The organism is Castellaniella sp. (assembly GCF_036379515.1).
Lineage (GTDB): Bacteria > Pseudomonadota > Gammaproteobacteria > Burkholderiales > Burkholderiaceae_B > Castellaniella.
Window position 1 is genome coordinate 91,634 of the sequence record NZ_DASVGN010000003.1, and the last position, 16,700, is coordinate 108,333.

Annotated in this window: 15 protein-coding genes and 1 tRNA gene; 8 read left to right on the forward strand and 8 right to left on the reverse strand. The window is 60.3% G+C overall.

Going from position 1 to position 16,700, the window contains the following annotated elements; all coding sequences use genetic code 11:
* The first annotated feature begins 325 nt into the window (after positions 1 to 325).
* Both VF285_RS00915 and VF285_RS00920 read left to right on the forward strand, forming a co-directional pair.
* The gene (locus VF285_RS00915) at positions 326 to 2,815 is read left to right on the forward strand and encodes a ribonucleoside-diphosphate reductase subunit alpha (protein WP_346950731.1); all 2,490 of its coding nucleotides are present in this window, start codon (positions 326 to 328) and stop codon (positions 2,813 to 2,815) included.
* A gap of 55 nt (positions 2,816 to 2,870) precedes the next feature.
* On the forward strand, positions 2,871 to 3,968 hold the full coding sequence (locus tag VF285_RS00920; RefSeq protein ID WP_346950732.1) for a ribonucleotide-diphosphate reductase subunit beta: 1,098 nt from the start codon (positions 2,871 to 2,873) through the stop codon (positions 3,966 to 3,968).
* A gap of 62 nt (positions 3,969 to 4,030) precedes the next feature.
* Here the strand turns inward: VF285_RS00920 and VF285_RS00925 are convergent, their stop codons facing one another.
* Entirely contained in the window at positions 4,031 to 4,273 is a 243-nt protein-coding gene (locus tag VF285_RS00925; protein ID WP_346950733.1) for a hypothetical protein, read from the reverse strand.
* 210 nt (positions 4,274 to 4,483) lie between these two features.
* Between VF285_RS00925 and VF285_RS00930 the strand changes: the two genes are divergently transcribed.
* The 5 genes from VF285_RS00930 to VF285_RS00950 all read left to right on the forward strand — a co-directional run bounded on the left by VF285_RS00930 (position 4,484) and on the right by VF285_RS00950 (position 7,475).
* Positions 4,484 to 4,708 carry a hypothetical protein gene (locus tag VF285_RS00930; protein WP_346950734.1) on the forward strand — a complete coding sequence of 75 codons (225 nt, stop codon included), beginning with the start codon at positions 4,484 to 4,486 and terminating at the stop codon, positions 4,706 to 4,708.
* 33 nt (positions 4,709 to 4,741) lie between these two features.
* A complete protein-coding gene (locus VF285_RS00935) occupies positions 4,742 to 5,332 on the forward strand; it encodes a hypothetical protein (RefSeq protein WP_346950735.1) in 591 nt (196 codons plus the stop codon).
* A gap of 84 nt (positions 5,333 to 5,416) precedes the next feature.
* Positions 5,417 to 6,439, forward strand: coding sequence for a tape measure protein (locus tag VF285_RS00940; RefSeq protein ID WP_346950736.1), 1,023 nt, complete (start codon positions 5,417 to 5,419; stop codon positions 6,437 to 6,439).
* 353 nt (positions 6,440 to 6,792) lie between these two features.
* Positions 6,793 to 6,984, forward strand: coding sequence for a hypothetical protein (locus tag VF285_RS14445; protein WP_414648037.1), 192 nt, complete (start codon positions 6,793 to 6,795; stop codon positions 6,982 to 6,984).
* Positions 6,985 to 6,986: 2 nt separating this feature from the next.
* Positions 6,987 to 7,475 carry a hypothetical protein gene (locus VF285_RS00950; protein ID WP_346950738.1) on the forward strand — a complete coding sequence of 163 codons (489 nt, stop codon included), beginning with the start codon at positions 6,987 to 6,989 and terminating at the stop codon, positions 7,473 to 7,475.
* A gap of 425 nt (positions 7,476 to 7,900) precedes the next feature.
* Here the strand turns inward: VF285_RS00950 and VF285_RS00960 are convergent.
* Positions 7,901 to 7,976 (reverse strand) — tRNA-Lys (locus VF285_RS00960).
* 117 nt (positions 7,977 to 8,093) lie between these two features.
* Positions 8,094 to 9,470, reverse strand: a complete 1,377-nt coding sequence (purB, locus tag VF285_RS00965; RefSeq protein ID WP_346950739.1) for an adenylosuccinate lyase — start codon at positions 9,468 to 9,470, stop codon at positions 8,094 to 8,096.
* A 141-nt stretch (positions 9,471 to 9,611) separates the two neighbouring features.
* Between purB and VF285_RS00970 the strand changes: the two genes are divergently transcribed.
* Positions 9,612 to 10,226 carry a glutathione S-transferase N-terminal domain-containing protein gene (locus VF285_RS00970; RefSeq protein ID WP_346950740.1) on the forward strand — a complete coding sequence of 205 codons (615 nt, stop codon included), beginning with the start codon at positions 9,612 to 9,614 and terminating at the stop codon, positions 10,224 to 10,226.
* A 78-nt stretch (positions 10,227 to 10,304) separates the two neighbouring features.
* Here VF285_RS00970 and mnmA read toward each other — a convergent pair whose 3' ends face one another.
* From mnmA to VF285_RS00995, 5 genes are read right to left on the reverse strand one after another with little or no spacing between them, the layout of a single operon-like run.
* Entirely contained in the window at positions 10,305 to 11,423 is a 1,119-nt protein-coding gene (gene mnmA, locus VF285_RS00975) for a tRNA 2-thiouridine(34) synthase MnmA (RefSeq protein WP_346950741.1), read from the reverse strand.
* Positions 11,416 to 12,645, reverse strand: coding sequence for a glycolate oxidase subunit GlcF (glcF, locus tag VF285_RS00980; protein WP_346950742.1), 1,230 nt, complete (start codon positions 12,643 to 12,645; stop codon positions 11,416 to 11,418). Before glcF ends, mnmA begins: the two co-directional genes overlap by 8 nt.
* 8 nt (positions 12,646 to 12,653) lie before the next feature.
* Entirely contained in the window at positions 12,654 to 13,745 is a 1,092-nt protein-coding gene (gene glcE / locus VF285_RS00985; RefSeq protein WP_346950743.1) for a glycolate oxidase subunit GlcE, read from the reverse strand.
* An 8-nt stretch (positions 13,746 to 13,753) separates the two neighbouring features.
* Entirely contained in the window at positions 13,754 to 15,250 is a 1,497-nt protein-coding gene (locus VF285_RS00990; protein WP_346950744.1) for an FAD-linked oxidase C-terminal domain-containing protein, read from the reverse strand.
* A gap of 13 nt (positions 15,251 to 15,263) precedes the next feature.
* A complete protein-coding gene (locus tag VF285_RS00995) occupies positions 15,264 to 16,685 on the reverse strand; it encodes an FAD-binding oxidoreductase (protein ID WP_346950745.1) in 1,422 nt (473 codons plus the stop codon).
* Positions 16,686 to 16,700: the final 15 nt, after the last annotated feature.

Genomic DNA, 16,700 nt, shown 5'->3' on the forward strand with positions numbered 1-16,700 from the left:
ATGAGCCGCCGGAGACAGGTTCACAAACGGCTCCGACAGCCGCCGCCACAGAACAGGACACCCCGCTTTGCAGCGCAAAAACAACGCGGTCGAGCCTGCCCGAAAAGCCCCTTTGGACGGTCAAAAAATCTTGTCTGTCAAGATTGAGATTCACACTATCTATGGTGTATTCTGTACCTCGAATCACAACATATTGTAGTCAAGCCCGCAACACACCATAACCAACAAACCCGTAGACGTCCCTTGAAAACACGGGATAATCGGGCGATTGCCGGGTCATCGCGGCGCCACCATGCAAGCTGCGAATTCCTAGAACGAGAGGACCATGATCAAGAACATTATCAAGCGCGACGGACGCACAGAGCCCTTTACCCCTTCCAAGGTCAATGGCTGGGGCGAATGGGGTGCCAAAACCTTGGGCGACGAAGTCGACTGGTCGTCCGTCGTACTCGAAACCGTCCCCAGCATGCCCGAGGAGTGCACCTCCGAAGAACTGCAGATCCGGTTGATCAAGACCTGCCTGGATTTCGACACCTGGTCCTATAACCGCATGGCCGGGCGCCTGTACGCGGCGCTGGTGCACAAGAAGCTCAAGGACGTCTGCGGAGGCCGGTTCCCCACGGTGCGCGAACTGCACGACAAGCTCACCGCCCTGGGGCTCATGGAACATCTGGACTACTCCGACGCCGAATACGGTGAAGTCGAGCGCATGATCGACCACGAACGCGACTTCGAATACGCGCACTACCAGATCCACACCGCGCTGACCAAGTACGCCATTTCCGACCGCGTGCGCGGCATCCACTACGAAACGCCACAGTTCATGTACATGCGCATGGCCATGGCATTGTCCGTGGACCAGCCCCACGAACGGCGCATGAACGACGTCTCGAAGTTCTACAAGCACCTGTCCAAAAACCGCATCAACGCCCCTACCCCCAATCACGTCAACCTGGGTACGCCGCTGCGCGGCTACGCCAGCTGCTGCCTCTACACCACCGACGATTCGGCCCGCTCGATTGCCGTGGGCAACCACATTGCCAACACCATGACCTACATGAGTGCTGGCATCGGGTCGCACATGGGAATCCGCTCGCTCAACGACCCCGTCCGGGGCGGTGCAATCCGCCATCAGGGCAAACTGCCTTACTTGCGCGCCGTCGTGGCCGAGGTCAAAGCCTCGCTGCAAAACGGCCGGGGCGGTGCATGCACCAGCTACTTCTCCATCTTCGACCCCGAAGTCGAAACGCTGCTGCGCCTGAAAAACCCCATGTCCACAGCCGACCGCAAGATTCGCGGCATGGACTATTCCTGGGGCGGAAACCGCTTCTTCGCCCGCAAGGTCGCGCGCAACGAAGAAATATTTCTCTTCAATTGCTTCACGGCGCCGGACCTGTACGACGCACTCTACAGCGACGACGAAGCCCGCTTCGAGGCGCTCTACGCCCGCTACGAAGCCGATCCGGGTTTCAAGAAGCACTACGTGAACGCCCGTGAACTGCTTATCACGGCCACCAACGAGTGGAACGAAACCGGCCGCATCTACGAGCACAATCTCTACGAGATGAATCACCACACCCCATTCAAGGACACGATCCACAGCTCGAACCTGTGCTCCGAGATCGATCTGCCCACGGGTGCCTACGATCACATGACGCAGATCTATCAGGATCACGACATCGCCTGCATTGACTACGAAGACGCCAACGGGCAAACGCGACACCTGGAACCCAACGGCGTCCAAGTCAACACAGCGCGTGGCGAGCTCTGGCTCGAGGACATCCAGGAAGGCGACACGCTGGACGACGGCACTGTCGTGACAAAGATCCTGCACCGCTCGGCCCCCGAAGTCGCCACATGCAACCTGGCAGGCATCGTGGTCTCGAATATCGACACCGACGACCAATACGCCGAGGTGGCGTATTACGCGCTGCTCATGATCGACAAGTGCATCCACCTGGCACACTACGAGCTCCCCCACGTGGGTTTCACTTCGCGCGCCCGCCTGAACGCTGGCGTGGGCATCCTGGGCCTCGCCCACCTGATGGCCCGTAACCACAAGCACTACAGCACTGAAGACGGCAAGCAATTCATCCATACGGTGGCCGAACGCCACTACTACCACCTGGTACGCGCCAGCCTGCAACTGGGCAAGGAACTAGGCAACGCCCCCTGGATGCACAAGACAAAGTGGCCGGCCGGCTGGCTGCCCACCGATACGTACAACCGCAGCGTCGACAAAATTGCGGCGTTCGAGACCCACTACGACTGGGAAGCCCTGCGCGCCGACATCGTAGCCAACGGGGGCATCCGCAATTCCGTGCTGGTCGCCCACATGCCGACCGAGACCTCGGCCAATGCCTCTGGCACCACCAACGGCGTGTACCCGGTGCGTGAGCTCACTCTCATCAAGACCGACAACGAACGCGTCAACTACTGGGCGGCCCCCGAAGGCGACACACTGGGCGCCTGGTATGAATCTGCCTGGGACATCTCGGCCGAAGACATGACGGATGCCTATGCCATCATCCAGAAATGGACCGATCAAGGCATCTCGGCTGATTTCTACCGCAAGGTCATCGGCGATGCGTCCATCGAATCCACCGAAATGATCCAGAACTACCTGTACCGCGTGAAGATGGGGCTGAAGTCCAAGTACTACATGAACCAGAAAACTTCTGCGGGCATGAAGCGCATTGCCGAATTGCCCGCCACGCAGGGAGCAGAACCTACGGCGAACGCCCCTGCCGCGCCGGTCGCGCCAGACGCCGCCTACGAGCTCGACCCCGTCTGCGTCGGGGCCTGCACGCTGTAATCGAACACGGGCCGGGTGCAACCACACCCGACCCGCACCCACGGAAAACTTCGACATGTCTGAAAACGTCTTCAATTACGACAAACACGATTACGAGAAGCCCTTGTTGTTTCTGGGCGAGCGTCAAGGGCTCTTCGATACCATCAATCGCCACTATCCGCGCATCTGGGAGCTCTACAAGACCCAAAAGTCACTGGATTGGGACGAAAACGAATTCGATTATTCGTCGTGCAATGCCGACTTCAAAAAGGCCGACCGCGCGACCTACGACATGATGATCAAAACGCTGGCCTGGCAATGGGAAGCCGACAGCGTCGCCTCCCGTGCCATCGCACCGGTGCTGGCCCCATTCATCACATCTAGCGAGCTCTGGGCCGCCTGGCAGCGCGTGTCCGACAACGAAGTCGTCCACGCCGCCACCTATTCCGAGATCGTGCGCAACTCGTTCGACGACGCATCGACCATCATCGACGAGATCCTGCACGTGCGTCAGGCTCACGAACGGCTCTCGTGCGTGGTGCGCGCGTTCGAAGAAGGCTTTCAGGCGTCCCACCAATATGCACTGGGACAGCTGGCCAACGACCAGGCGACATACAACATCATCTTCAAGATGGTCGTCGCCCTGTTCTGCATGGAACGCATTCAATTCATGGCCTCTTTCGCCGTGACCTTCGCCATCTGCGACACGGGCATGTTCCAGCCCATCGGCAAATCCATCCAGAAGATCGCGCAAGACGAGCTTGAAATCCACGCCGAGCTGGATCGGGCCGTGCTCAAGAACGAGCTGACCACCGAGCGCGGGCACATCGCACTCGAGGAATGCAAGACAGAAATCGAACAGATGCTGAGCGAAGTCGTCGACAGCGAACTCGCCTGGATTGAATACCTGTTCTCTGAAGGCCGAGAACTGGTGGGCATGAACGCCAAGCGGCTGTCTTCATGGACGCTGTACTGCGCCAAAGACGTCTATAACACCCTGGGCCTGACGACCGACCGCTATGCCTTCCCGCAGGTGAACCCGCTCAAGTACATGGAAAAGTGGCTGAATATCAGCAAGACACAGGCGAGCCCACAAGAACAGGACATCGCCGCCTACAAGGTGAGTGTCATGCGCCGCAATGACGAAGGCGTGGTGTTCGACGACGACTTCTAAGCGGCAGTTCCAAGGCCGTACCGCCCAAGCTGCCCCGCATCGCGCGGGGCAGCGTGTTGGTATCACCACCAGCCGCCCGAGCGCTGCAGGCGCTGGGTTTGCTGCTGATTCAGACGCCGCGCCTCTTGCTCGGCGTAATCGCGCTCGCCAGGTTCGTACTGACCGTTGTAATTGCAACTGGCTTGGGTGGGGCACTGATTGCCAATCGCACTTTGCCCCGAACGCCGAGGATGCGAGGCACAACCCGCCATCAGTGCCACGACAAACAACACCACGCCGTACCGACACACCATCTGAATGGCCATATCCTCGTCCCAATCGTTGTCCCGACTTCTTTATAGCAAAAACAACGAGGCTATCTTTGTCAGGCTCCGTCACGCTTGTCACGAAATGGCAGGATGTTCAGACTTTCTCGCGACTACGCATACCGTCTGCCGACGCCTGGCATTGATCTCGCATCTGCACACAGTCGCACGTAAAGAGTGGGGCTAGTCTATTCCGCGCTTGGCGTTGAGGTGCCGCCGGAAGCCGAAACCGATGTGGTTGTCGAGTACGCGCTGTCAGTGTTCTCTGCGGCACACTTGGTAAGGCGGTATGTCGTGGGAGCGAAGGCCTCGCCGCTGCCACTCTCTGAGGCTGATGTGACGGCGGTGGCCAAAGCGCACGGCTTGCATATGGATCGTGAACTGCTCGATCGGTGCGTGCTGTCCGTGGACCGTGAGTGGATGGCGGCGGTATAGTCAGCGTAATGATAGGTTACGGAAGAGAGCGGGATGGGGCCAGAGAAAGGGAAGTACGGTCTTTGGTACGCGGGCACGGTTGGCTTCGCCACCAAAGAGGAAGCGCAGGAATACATCGACAGAGGCATGAGACATTACAACAGCGCCTTGGATGATCTGGTGCCTGAGGTCGCAGTGAAGAAAAGCAAGACCGGTACGTACGTGTTGCTCTCTATCGTTGCTGTCGCGGCGTTGGCATACGGAGCGTTTCAAGTGGCCGTCAATAGCCGGAACGAGACACCGACCGCGCAAGTTGAGCCGCGCTTCGTGCGGACCGAACCAAGCCCGAAATCGCAAGACGTTCGCCTGAACGAAATCAAGCTCCAACGCCTGGTCAGAAGCTGGGTTGTTGCTGGACTGAAGGACCCGGACAGCGCGAAGTTCCGTAATCAGTATGGTGTCTGCGGCGAGGTCAACGCGAAAAACGCGCTGGGTGGTTACGTCGGGTACAGACGGTTCATCGCTGTGCGAGAGGACCTTGTCGTCGTGGATGACGGACTGACGACTTCGCCCGCCGATTTCGAGAAGGTATGGGCCTCATCTTGCGATTCCTCCCCCACAGGAAGCGCACGACTTCCGCAGTGACCGCTTAGCATGTGTTTCGCCGCCTTCGGGCGGTTTGTCGTTTTCAGGCTCTGCCATTGGCAGGGCCTTTTTGTTGGGTGCCACATGGCAAACGAATCCCGCCTTTCCATCACCATCGACAGTCGCAACGCCGAGCAGAAGGCCAAGGATCTGCAGATAGCGGTTGAAGCGATGGACGCCGTTGGAATTCGCGTGTCCGCAACCACCACGAGGACGGGACAGTCCGCGCTTACCGCTGGCGCATTGTTCTCCACAGCAGGAAGCGCTGCTCGTCAGGGTGCCGGTGATGTGGACCGCCTGAGCAAGTCCTTTGATGCCTCTGGCGACCGGGCCGCTACGGCTGCCGCGACGATCAACCGTACGCTGCGGGCCGCGTTCGCGGGATTCTCGGCCATGAAGATCATCGACACTGCCGACCAGTGGGGCCAGCATGCAAGTCGCCTGAAGATGGCAACCCAAAGCGCTGACGAATACAACCAGGTGCAAGATCGGATGGTTCAGTCTGCGCAGACCACCTTCCGCTCGATCAACGAGACCAAAGAATCGTTCATCCAGATGTCGCCCATCTTGCGCGGCATGGGATTGAGCTTGGGACAGAGCATGGATGCGATTGATGCGTTTTCCGGGCTGCTGGTAGTCAACGCCGCAAGCGGTGACTGTGCAACTCGGCAAGACGTTGACGCGATCAAAGCTGGGCAGATGGCCGAGCGAGCAACTGAAGATGGCGGCGTGAGTGACGCCCGAACTGCGAATCTAGCGAGCCCCGGGTACCATCAAAACGCTGCCTTGCAGAACATCACCGGTACCATCGCCACCATTGTTCTGGACTGCGCTGGGATGGCTGCCAGACACGGCGGACTCGCTTCCAGGTTTGCCACTCTCTTGTCGAAGGTCGTGGAAGCCGGAGACGCTGAAGTGTGCGCGCTACGACGCGAATACCACATCATCGAAGCCGACGAGCCACCATCAATCCGTGGGCTCGTGCAACTATGTCAGGACGAGCAGGACGCAGCGCTTGGCAATCACGTTGACTCTTCACGCTTTTCGCTGCACCGTAGAGTTCTCGCACAATTCGGATTAGGCGGCCGCGCCGTAGACTGGACATAAGGTCACCGTCCATCTCGACCAACCCTCCAGGACTTTTTGTGAGCGCACGACCTGCAATTATCGCGGGTGGAAGACGATGCCTTCTGGTATGGGTTTGGAGTGTAGTCTGGTGGAGCCGAGGAAGGGGTAACGGGTTTTTGGGTGGGGTCGGTTGTGGCCTGGTGGCATGAGGTTGGGGTTGACGGTGCGGTTACTAAATAACTGTAGCGACCTATAGAAATCATAGGTATCATGACGTCATGGCCGTGAGCAGATCAGGTTGGGAACGAAAGATCCGAAGCCTTGCAAGGAGCAGCAGCTCAGTCATTTGGACGGAGCACGCCAAGCAACAGATGCGCAAGCGCGCCATCACCATGGCCGTTGCGCTCGACGCGCTCCAGAATGGAGCGATCAGCAGGGAGCCAGAGCCGAATATTCGGACCGGATGCACAGAATGCAGAATGGAACGGTACTGCGCCGGACGGCCAGTTGCCGTCATAGTTGCGCTTGAACATGTGCGTACATCGAAATGTATCGTTGTGACTGCGTTTACGATTGGAGATTAGTCATGTATCACTTTACGGACGGAGGCCTCCGTAATGTGTACCTGGTCAACGGATACGAGACCAGAAATACACCCTACGGCAACGCCGTTTCGATTGAAGATGTAGATGGCCTGACCAGGGCGATCTGCAAGGTTCTCGTGCGCAAGAAATCGAACCTCACCGGCGCGGAGTTTCGTTACCTGAGACTGGCGCTACTGATGTCTCAGAAGGACTTGGGTCATGCCCTCGGGAGGACCGACCAATCTGTTGCCCAATGGGAAAAAAACAGCAAGGTTCCGAAGTTCGCCAACAGCATGATAAGGTTTATTTACACCGCTCATGCTGACGGGAACGAGCGGGTGAAGAACATTGTGCAAGCAATTAACGAGGCCGACCGCGATATTTACATCGTCATGCAAGGATCGAAGAAAACCGGCTGGAAAGGCAAGGAGCAATCTGAGCGCCCGGAGAGTATCGAGGACCATGACGAAGATGCCGCCTTCCCCGCATAAGTCTGCGTCATTCACATCCCAGCCCTCGGTGTTTGTCAACGAAGATGTCCGCTTTTTCATGCAGCAGCTTTTAGATTCTCAGGGGCTTCACGGTGCTCCTTCGGTCGGTTAAGCCACACTTCGCTCGCGGGCGTCCAGTTGCGCGTGCAACGGCTGTTCCAGCGCCTCGGGTTGGCGCGTTTCGCGGCCTCATAGACCACCTCGCGATAAGCCAGAATTGCACGATCGCACCCCAGATGTCGCTGCTGCGGCGTGACGAATCTCAGACCGCTGTGACGATGCGCGGTGTTGTACCAGGTCACGAAGTGCTGTACCCAGGGTATCCGTCCGGCGAACGCACCTTGAAGAAGCATAGCGATCGGCCGAAAAAGAAAAAACCGCTCAAGAATCTGAGCGGCTAATTGCTTGATTTAAAGCAGGAAATCTGGTGGGTTGTGACAGGCTCGAACTGTCGACCGACGGATTAAGAGTCCGCTGCTCTACCAACTGAGCTAACAACCCCTCGCACGTTTTGCGAAGAACGAAACTATACACGTTTTTGCAAAACCATGCAGAAACGCAATGCCCCGGCAATGGCTGGCGGCCCGCTTCGCAAGCGGCTCCCCAGCCATTGCCGGCCTACACAGACTGGGCAAGCGTTGCCGCCAGGCCTACGTAACTGCGGGGCGTCATGGCCAGCAGCCGGGCCTTCGGTTCCGCAGGCAGATCCAGACCGGTAATGAACGTGCGCAATGCTTCCTGGGTGATGCCTTTGCCGCGCGTCAGCGCCTTGAGCTGTTCATAGGGATGAGGCAACCCGTAGCGGCGCATCACCGTCTGTACGGGTTCAGCCAGGATTTCCCAGCAGGCGTCGATGTCGGCATCGATCGCAGCGGCATTGAGTTCAAGCTTGCCCAGCCCGCGAAGGCAGGCCTCATAGGCCACCAGGCAGTAGCCCAACGCCACCCCCAGGTTACGCAGTACCGTGGAATCAGTCAGATCCCGCTGCCAGCGAGAAACAGGCAATTTTTCAGCCAGATGACGCAACACGGCGTTGGCGAGTCCGAGGTTGCCTTCGGAATTCTCGAAATCGATCGGATTGACCTTGTGCGGCATGGTGGATGAGCCCACCTCGCCTTCTTTCAGGCGCTGCTTGAAGTACCCCAGCGAGATGTAGCCCCACAGGTCGCGATTCAGATCGAGAAGAATGGTGTTGGCACGCGCGATGGCATCAAAAAGCACCGCCATCCAGTCATGCGGCTCGATCTGGATGGAGTACGGGTTCTGGGCCAGCCCCAGGCCCTTGAGCACCTTGGCCGAAAAGGCCGGCCAATCGACTTCAGGGTATGCCGCCAGATGCGCGTTGTAATTGCCCGTGGCGCCGTTCATCTTGGCCAAGGGTTGCACGGCTGCAATGGCCCGCAAAGCGGGCTCAAGGCGTGCCACGACGTTGGCCAGCTCTTTGCCTACTGTCGTAGGGGTGGCGGGTTGGCCGTGGGTGCGCGCCAGCAAGGGCTGATCGGCATGCTGCCGGGCGAGATCACGCAAGCGCGCCACGATGGTTTCAAGGCTGGGCAGCACGCACTGGCTGCGGGCCCGACCCAGCATCAGCGCGTGCGAGGTGTTGTTGATGTCTTCCGAGGTACAGGCAAAGTGGATGAACTCAGCCGCGCGTGCCAGTTCGGCGTCGTCGGCCACCTGTTCCTTGAGCCAATATTCCACCGCCTTCACGTCGTGATTCGTGGTGCGTTCTATAGCCTTGATGCGCGCTGCATCAGATTCTGAAAAATTGTGAACCAAGGCCTTCAGACGCGTGCGCGCCGAATCGCTGAAAGCGGGCAGCTCAGGCAGGCCTGCGCCCGACAGACCCACCAGCCAGGCAATTTCGACTTCGACCCGATGGGCCATGAACCCCGCCTCAGACAGGTAGGGGCGCAGCACATCGCCCTTGGAAGCATAGCGCCCATCCAGGGGCGACAGGGCGTTGAGTACGCTCAGCGTGGAATCAATCTGCATGATGGAAAGGAGATCACGAGTGCTGCGGTGTAGACCACGCACAACACCCGGTGGGTATGAGGGAAACCAGCAGGGATTCTATCATCCGGGCCAAGGTTCAGCCTGCTATACTTTTTGGGCCTCAAACTACCCTGTTGTGCCATGAAACTGATTGGTTCCCTGACTAGCCCGTACGTCCGTAAGGTGCGCATCGTGCTGGCCGAGAAAAAACTCGACTATGAGCTGATTCTCGACGACCCCTGGGGAGCGACAGCTCAGGTGACGGCACACAATCCGCTTGGCAAGGTTCCTTGCCTGATCCTCGACGAAAACGAAGCCATCTTCGATTCGCGCGTGATCGTCGAATACCTGGATACGCTCTCTCCTGTGGGCCGGCTCATCCCACCCCCAGGGCGCGAACGCGTCGAAGTCAAACGCTGGGAAGCCCTGGCCGATGGCGTCATGGACGCCTGCTCAACCGCTTTCATCGAAACCCACCGGCGGGCTGAGGCCTTGCGTGATCCAGCCTGGGTCGAGCGCCAGACCTCGAAGATCCACGCAGCCCTGGACTACATGAACAGCCTGCTCGGTGAGCAAGCCTACTGCTGTGGCGTGAACCTGTGCCTGGCCGACATTGCGACTGGCGTCGCCTTGTCTTATCTGGATTTGCGTAGCCCCGAGCTCGATTGGCGCCCGCACCACGCCAATTTGGCGCGACTGACCGAGAAGCTCAACGCCCGGGCTTCGTTCATCGCCACCCGTCCGCCGGCCGCCTGATGGCCTGGCTACGCCGCTAATCCGCCTGGTTGCTTGAACGCCCACCTTCGGGCAGGCCAACCGACACATCCAGCGTCCCTAGCTGATGATGCCCCCGCCCAGGCATACGTCGCCGTCGTACAAGACGGCCGACTGGCCGGGTGTCACCGCCCATTGAGGGGCTGTGAACGTCAGGCTGAACCGACCCTGGTTTCCCGCTGCCAACGTGCAAGCTGCATCTGCCTGACGGTATCGCGTCTTGGCCGCATAGGCACCCGCCAACGGAGGCTCGCCCGCAACCCAGCTGGCGTCCTGGGCCTGCAGCGTCGACGACTGCAGCCATGGATGATCATGCCCTTGCACCACGTACAGCACGTTGCGCGCCATGTCCTTGCGGGCCACATACCAGGCATCTGCCGTGCCATCACCGCGTTGGGTGCCGTGCACCCCCCCGATCCCCAGTCCCTTGCGCTGACCTAGCGTGTAGAAGGCAAGCCCCTGGTGCTGACCAAGATCCAGGCCCTCGGGTGTGCACATGGGGCCTGGATGCGTGGGCAGATAGCGATTGAGGAACTCTCGAAACGGCCGTTCGCCAATGAAGCAGATTCCGGTGGAATCCTTCTTTGCGGCATTTGGCAGGCCGATCTCGCGAGCAATGCGCCGCACCTCTGTTTTATGCAATTCACCCAGCGGAAACAGCGTGCGGGCCAATTGTGACTGATTGAGCCTATGCAAGAAATAGCTCTGGTCCTTGCTGCCATCCACGGCCTTGAGCAACTGGCTGCGGACTCCGTACGAAGACTCTGTACGCCGCACGCGGGCATAGTGACCAGTGGCGATGTAGTCGGCACCCAGCCCCATGGCATGATCGAGAAACGCCTTGAACTTGATCTCGGCGTTGCACAGCACATCAGGGTTAGGCGTACGGCCGGCAGAATATTCGCGCAAGAAATCTGCGAACACCCGGTCCTTGTACTCCGCCGCAAAATTGACGGCTTCGATGTCCACGCCAACCACGTCCGCCACGCTCGCAGCATCCAGCCAATCCTGACGCGACGAGCAGTACTCGGTGTCGTCGTCGTCCTCCCAGTTCTTCATGAACAGGCCCACGACCTCGTACCCCTGCTGCCTGAGCAGCCACGCGGACACCGACGAGTCGACACCACCCGACATGCCGATCACCACACGGGCACCCGGGGCTGGCCTTTGTTCAGCCATGCATGGCCTCGTCCACGGACTCGATCCAGTGCCGCACGGGGGTGCCCGTGCCACCCTGCAGATGGCAGATGCAGCCAATGTTCGCCGACACAATGGTGTCCGGCAGCGTTTCCTGGATGGCCTTGAGTTTGCGGTCGCGCAAGCTCAGCGAAAGCTCGGGCTGCGTGATGGAGTAAGTCCCGGCCGACCCACAGCACATTTGCGATTCAGCAAAATCCTGCAAGTCGAAGCCCAGATCCTGCAGCAGGCGCTCGGTCGTAACCCGCAATCCTTGCCAATGCTGCAACGTACAGGGCGCATGGAAGGCACAGCGCCCGGGGGTGGAACGCATCTTCGCGCGTACTGCATCGGCCATGGGCGCCAGAAATTCGGCGATGTCCTGCACATAAGGCATGAGCCGTTGCGCCCGCTCGGCATAAGCCGGGTCGTGCCGCAAATGTCGCGCGTAGTCTTTGATCATGCCGCCGCACCCTGAAGCGTTCACGATTACGGCCTCGACTTCACCCGACTCGAGCAAGGGCAGCCAGGCATCCACATTGGCCCGCATCTGGTCCCTGGCAGCCTCTTGTGCATCCAGGTGAAAGTTGACAGCCCCGCAACACCCCGAGCCCGACGCGTAGCGCGCACCGACTCCCACCGCGTCCAGCACCCGGATAGTGGCGGCATCGATGGACGGCAGCATCGAAGGTTGCACGCAATTGGACAGCATGAGGACCTGGCGGGCGTGACGCGACTGCTCGCCAGGTAAAGTGCCGGCTGGACGAGCCACCGTGATCTTGGCCTGCAGGGTGCGCGGCAGCACCGGGCGCAGCCACTGCCCTGCGCGATACAGCGCCGGGAACACACGCGACCCCATCAGCCACCGCAGCACGCTGCGCAAGGTCCGCTCGCGCCACGGACGCTGGACCCTCTCGGCAATGACCTGGCGCCCGATATCCACGAGGGCTCCATAGGTGACCCCCGAGGGGCACACGGTTTCACAGGCATGGCAGGTCAGACAGCGATCCAGATGCTGTTGCGTCACATAGCTGGGTTCGGCGCCTTCGAGCAGCTGCTTCATCTGATAGATGCGCCCACGTGGGCTATCGAGCTCGTCGCCCAGAATCTGATACGTGGGACAGGCGGACAGGCAAAAGCCGCAATGGGTGCAACGTCGCAGGATTTCTTCGGCTTCGCGGCCAAAATCAGTATCCTGCGCCCAGTCGGCGAGTTGGGTTTGCATAAAAGTCCTTAGAATTCGGGAACCAGGCGATGGCGGTTGAAGACGCCTGCAGGGTCAAACTCTTGCTTGAGCCGTTGGTGGATCTGGAGAACGCCAGCAGCCAGCGGGTGAAAGGTGGGAATGTCGACCGGCACATCACCCCGGTGATACAGGCACGCCGAGCCCCCCAGAGACTGCACCTTGGCCCGCAAAGCGGCAGCATCCTGCGAGCCCGCCAACCAGCGCAGCCCACCTTGCCATTCGTGCAGGGTGGGGCCAAGATTCAACGTCGGCGCCTTGGGCGGAAGCACTACCCGCCACAAGGATCGCTGTGAAAAGAACGGGTGAGTCTGGTCCCGCATGCCGAGCCAGAAGGCCTCAGCCTCTGTTTCAGGCAAGACCTGACCACCCAGGTGGCCCAAGCCCTGCCGCACGGCCGATCCATTCCCCGACAGCCGCACTGCCAGGCGCCCGCCACCAGACTCATCGGCGGTCCATGCCGTAGCCGAAATCGGCAAGGGTTTCGAGCGCCACTGCAGGCAACGTTCCAAGGCGGCGGCTTCGTCCAGCGCCAGCACCGTGGTGCGCTCGGAACGCGGCACGGGAAGTACCTTGATCGAGACTTCGACCAAGGCCCCCAGCACCCCCAGGGAGCCCGCCAACAGGCGCGAAAGGTCATAACCAGCCACGTTCTTCATGACCTCGCCGCCAAAATGCAGGACGTTGCCATCGGCCCCCAGCAGGCGCGTGCCCAGCACGAAATCCGAGACTGTGCCGGCCGCCATCCGGCGCGGGCCCGCCAGCCCCACCGCAATGCAGCCCCCCAGCGTGCCGCTGGCCCCAAAACGAGGCGGTTCGAACGCGAGCATCTGGCCTTGACCTGCCACCAGCGATTCGATTTCAGCCACAGGAGTGCCAGCTCTGGCGGTCAGCACGAGTTCGGAGGGCTCGTAGCTCACGACTCCCTTGTAGGCAGACACGTCGAGCCAGGCCGAGGTGTCATCGGCCGCCCAAGGGTTGCCATAAAACGCGTGCGTGCCACCGCCCCGGATACGCAGCGGACGCTGCGCAGCACGGGCCGTAGCCACCTGTTCGCTCAATTCAGAAAGCACATATTCCATGAGTCACACTAGAAGCGAGGGATTTCAGGAAAGGCAACTTGCCCGCCATGCACGTGCATCTTGCCGTATTCGGCACAGCGCACCAGTGTCGGAATCAATTTGAGCGGATTGAGCAGCCCGTACGGATCGAATGCGCGTTTGAATGCCGAAAAAACATCCAGCTCGTCGCGAGAAAATTGGGTGCACATCTGGTTGATCTTTTCGATTCCCACGCCATGTTCACCCGTGATCGTGCCCCCGACTTGAACGCAGAGCTCAAGGATGGCCACGCCAAAATCTTCGGCGCGCTGCACCTCGTCGGCAGAATTGGCATCGAACAGGATCAGGGGATGCAGGTTACCGTCACCCGCGTGAAAAACGTTGGAACAGCGCAGGCCGAACTGGTGTTCCATTTCGGCCATGGCCGCGAGTACCCGCCCCAGGTGGCGTCGCGGGATCGTACCGTCCATGCAGTAATAATCGGGCGAAATACGTCCTGCAGCGGGAAAAGCGTTCTTGCGGCCTGCCCAGAATTTAAGGCGCTCGGTCTCGCTGGTCGAAGTCTGCAGGCGCGTCGCGCCCACGTCGCGCAACAAGGCCTCGACGCGGGCGATTTCTTCCGAGACTTCGTCGGGCGTGCCGTCCGATTCACAGAGCAGAATCGCGGCCGCTTCCAGATCGTAGCCTGCCTTGACGAAGGGCTCGACCATGTTGACGGCACGCTTGTCCATCAGCTCGAGGCCGGCGGGGATGATGCCGTCCGCGATGATGCGCGTGACCCCTTCGCCAGCCAGCTCCACGCTGGGGAAGCTCGCCATGACGACGCGGGCAAGCTGGGGACGAGGGATGAGCTTGACCGTGACTTCGGTGACCATGCCCAGCATCCCCTCGGACCCGATGAAGGCCTGCAGGAGATTCAGCCCCGGTGAATCGGGGGCCTCGCCTCCCAGTTCGATGATCTCGCCGTCGATGGTCACGAATCGGACCTTCAGGACGTTGTGGGTGGTCAGGCCGTATTTCAGGCAGTGCACACCGCCTGAGTTTTCCGCCACGTTGCCACCGATGGAGCAGGCAATCTGGCTGGAGGGGTCGGGGGCATAGTACAAGCCATGGGGTGCTGCCGCCTCGGACACCGCCAGATTCCGTACCCCCGGCCCTACGACGGCCACACAGGCGTCGGGATCGAGCCGGAGGATGCGGTTGAATTTGGCCATCCCCACCACGACACCCTGGGGGTGCGGCGTGGCGCCCCCCGACAGTCCCGTGCCCGAGCCTCGGGGGACGACGGGTACGTTGTGCTCACGACAGGCCTTGAGCACCGACACCAGTTGCGCTTCGGTTTCAGGAAGCACCACCACGACGGGGCGTTCGCGATACAACACCAGCCCGTCGCATTCATAAGCCCGCGTCTGGTCGGGGCGCGTGAGAATCGCATGCGCAGGAACGTCACTGCGGATCTGCGACAGGAACCCGGGAAAATCGGGAACGGCGGTTGATGCTGCCTCAACGGGTGTAGCCATGTCCATCAGGGTTCCTTGCTCAGGCGGCCGAAGCCGGGGGTGGCAACATCTTGCCGGGATTCAGGATGTCATGCGGGTCCAGCGCCGCCTTGATTGCCGCCATCACGTCCAGCCCATCCTGCCCATGTTCGGCGCGCATGAACGCCTGTTTGTGCAAGCCGACCCCGTGCTCACCCGTGCAGGTCCCCTGCATCGCAATGGCTCGCTCGACCAGGCGTTGATTCAGCTGCTCGGACTCGGTCCATTCGGCAGGATTGTCCGGATCGAGCAACATCAGGACGTGAAAGTTGCCATCTCCGACATGACCCACGATCGTGTACGGAAAGCTGGCCTGGTCAAGCTCGGCCGCAGTGTCACCGACACACTCGGCCAGGCGCGAGATCGGGACACAGACGTCCGTCGTGCTGGAGCGGCATCCAGGGCGCAATTGCAAGCCGGCAAAATAGGCATTATGGCGCGCCGTCCAGAGCCGATTGCGATCTTCGGGATGTTCGGCCCACTGAAAATCCTGCCCCCCATGGTCGCGCGTGATGCCTTGCACCGACTCGGCCTGCTCCCGTACCGAGGCCGGGCTGCCATGAAATTCGAACAACAGCAGCGGCGACTCGCGCAAGGTCAGGTGGCTGTATTGATTGGTGGCCCGGACGGCCCCGGTATCCATGAACTCGACGCGCGCGACGGGAATCCCCATCTGAATGATCTCGATCACGCTCTTGACGGCCGAGTCCAGATCGGAAAAGTTGCAGATGGCGGCCGACACTGCCTCGGGCTGCGGATAAAGACGCACCGTCACCTCGACAATGATGCCCAGAGTGCCTTCGCTGCCCACGAAAAGATGCGTCAGATCGTACCCAGACGACGACTTGCGGGCCCGATTCGCGGTTTCAATCACCCGGCCATCGGCCGTCACCACCTTGAGCGACATGACGTTTTCACGCATGGTGCCGTAACGCACGGCATTCGTCCCCGAAGCTCGGGTGGCCGCCATGCCACCCAGGCTGGCGTCAGCACCGGGATCGATGGGGAAGAACAGGCCGGTATCCCGCAGCGATTCGTTGAGCTGTTTGCGTGTCACCCCGGCCTGCACAGTGGCTGTGAAATCTTCGGCATGCACGTTCAGGATGCGATTCATGCCGGACAGATCCAGCGATATCCCCCCCTGCACTGCCAACAGGTGACCTTCCAGCGATGAGCCGGCGCCATACGGAATGAGCGCGACATGGTGCGCATGACAATAGCGCGCCACCCACACGACCTCGTCAATGGTCAGAGCGTAGACCACCACGTCGGGCAGCATGGGGGAATAGGGCGATTCGTCGCGACCATGATGGGCACGAACCGACTCAGCGACCGAACAGCGGTCTGCAAAATGCTCCTGCAACGCGGCGACGAACCCCTCCGGCAGGGGTCGTGCGTGTTGCGAGAAATGCAGGGTATCCATGGAAGTTCCAATAAA

Excerpts from the sequence above, each read along its gene's own strand:
- VF285_RS00950 (WP_346950738.1), top strand. The coding sequence starts at position 6,987 with ATGTATCACTTTACGGACGGAGGCCTCCGTAATGTGTACCTGGTCAAC.
- purB (WP_346950739.1), bottom strand. The coding sequence starts at position 9,470 with ATGCAGATTGATTCCACGCTGAGCGTACTCAACGCCCTGTCGCCCCTG.
- glcE (WP_346950743.1), bottom strand. The coding sequence starts at position 13,745 with ATGGAATATGTGCTTTCTGAATTGAGCGAACAGGTGGCTACGGCCCGT.
- mnmA (WP_346950741.1), bottom strand. The coding sequence starts at position 11,423 with ATGGCTGAACAAAGGCCAGCCCCGGGTGCCCGTGTGGTGATCGGCATG.
- VF285_RS00925 (WP_346950733.1), bottom strand. The coding sequence starts at position 4,273 with ATGGCCATTCAGATGGTGTGTCGGTACGGCGTGGTGTTGTTTGTCGTG.
- VF285_RS14445 (WP_414648037.1), top strand. The coding sequence starts at position 6,793 with ATGGCCGTTGCGCTCGACGCGCTCCAGAATGGAGCGATCAGCAGGGAG.
- VF285_RS00915 (WP_346950731.1), top strand. The coding sequence starts at position 326 with ATGATCAAGAACATTATCAAGCGCGACGGACGCACAGAGCCCTTTACC.
- VF285_RS00920 (WP_346950732.1), top strand. The coding sequence starts at position 2,871 with ATGTCTGAAAACGTCTTCAATTACGACAAACACGATTACGAGAAGCCC.
- VF285_RS00935 (WP_346950735.1), top strand. The coding sequence starts at position 4,742 with ATGGGGCCAGAGAAAGGGAAGTACGGTCTTTGGTACGCGGGCACGGTT.
- glcF (WP_346950742.1), bottom strand. The coding sequence starts at position 12,645 with ATGCAAACCCAACTCGCCGACTGGGCGCAGGATACTGATTTTGGCCGC.
- VF285_RS00995 (WP_346950745.1), bottom strand. The coding sequence starts at position 16,685 with ATGGATACCCTGCATTTCTCGCAACACGCACGACCCCTGCCGGAGGGG.
- VF285_RS00940 (WP_346950736.1), top strand. The coding sequence starts at position 5,417 with ATGGCAAACGAATCCCGCCTTTCCATCACCATCGACAGTCGCAACGCC.
- VF285_RS00970 (WP_346950740.1), top strand. The coding sequence starts at position 9,612 with ATGAAACTGATTGGTTCCCTGACTAGCCCGTACGTCCGTAAGGTGCGC.
- VF285_RS00990 (WP_346950744.1), bottom strand. The coding sequence starts at position 15,250 with ATGGACATGGCTACACCCGTTGAGGCAGCATCAACCGCCGTTCCCGAT.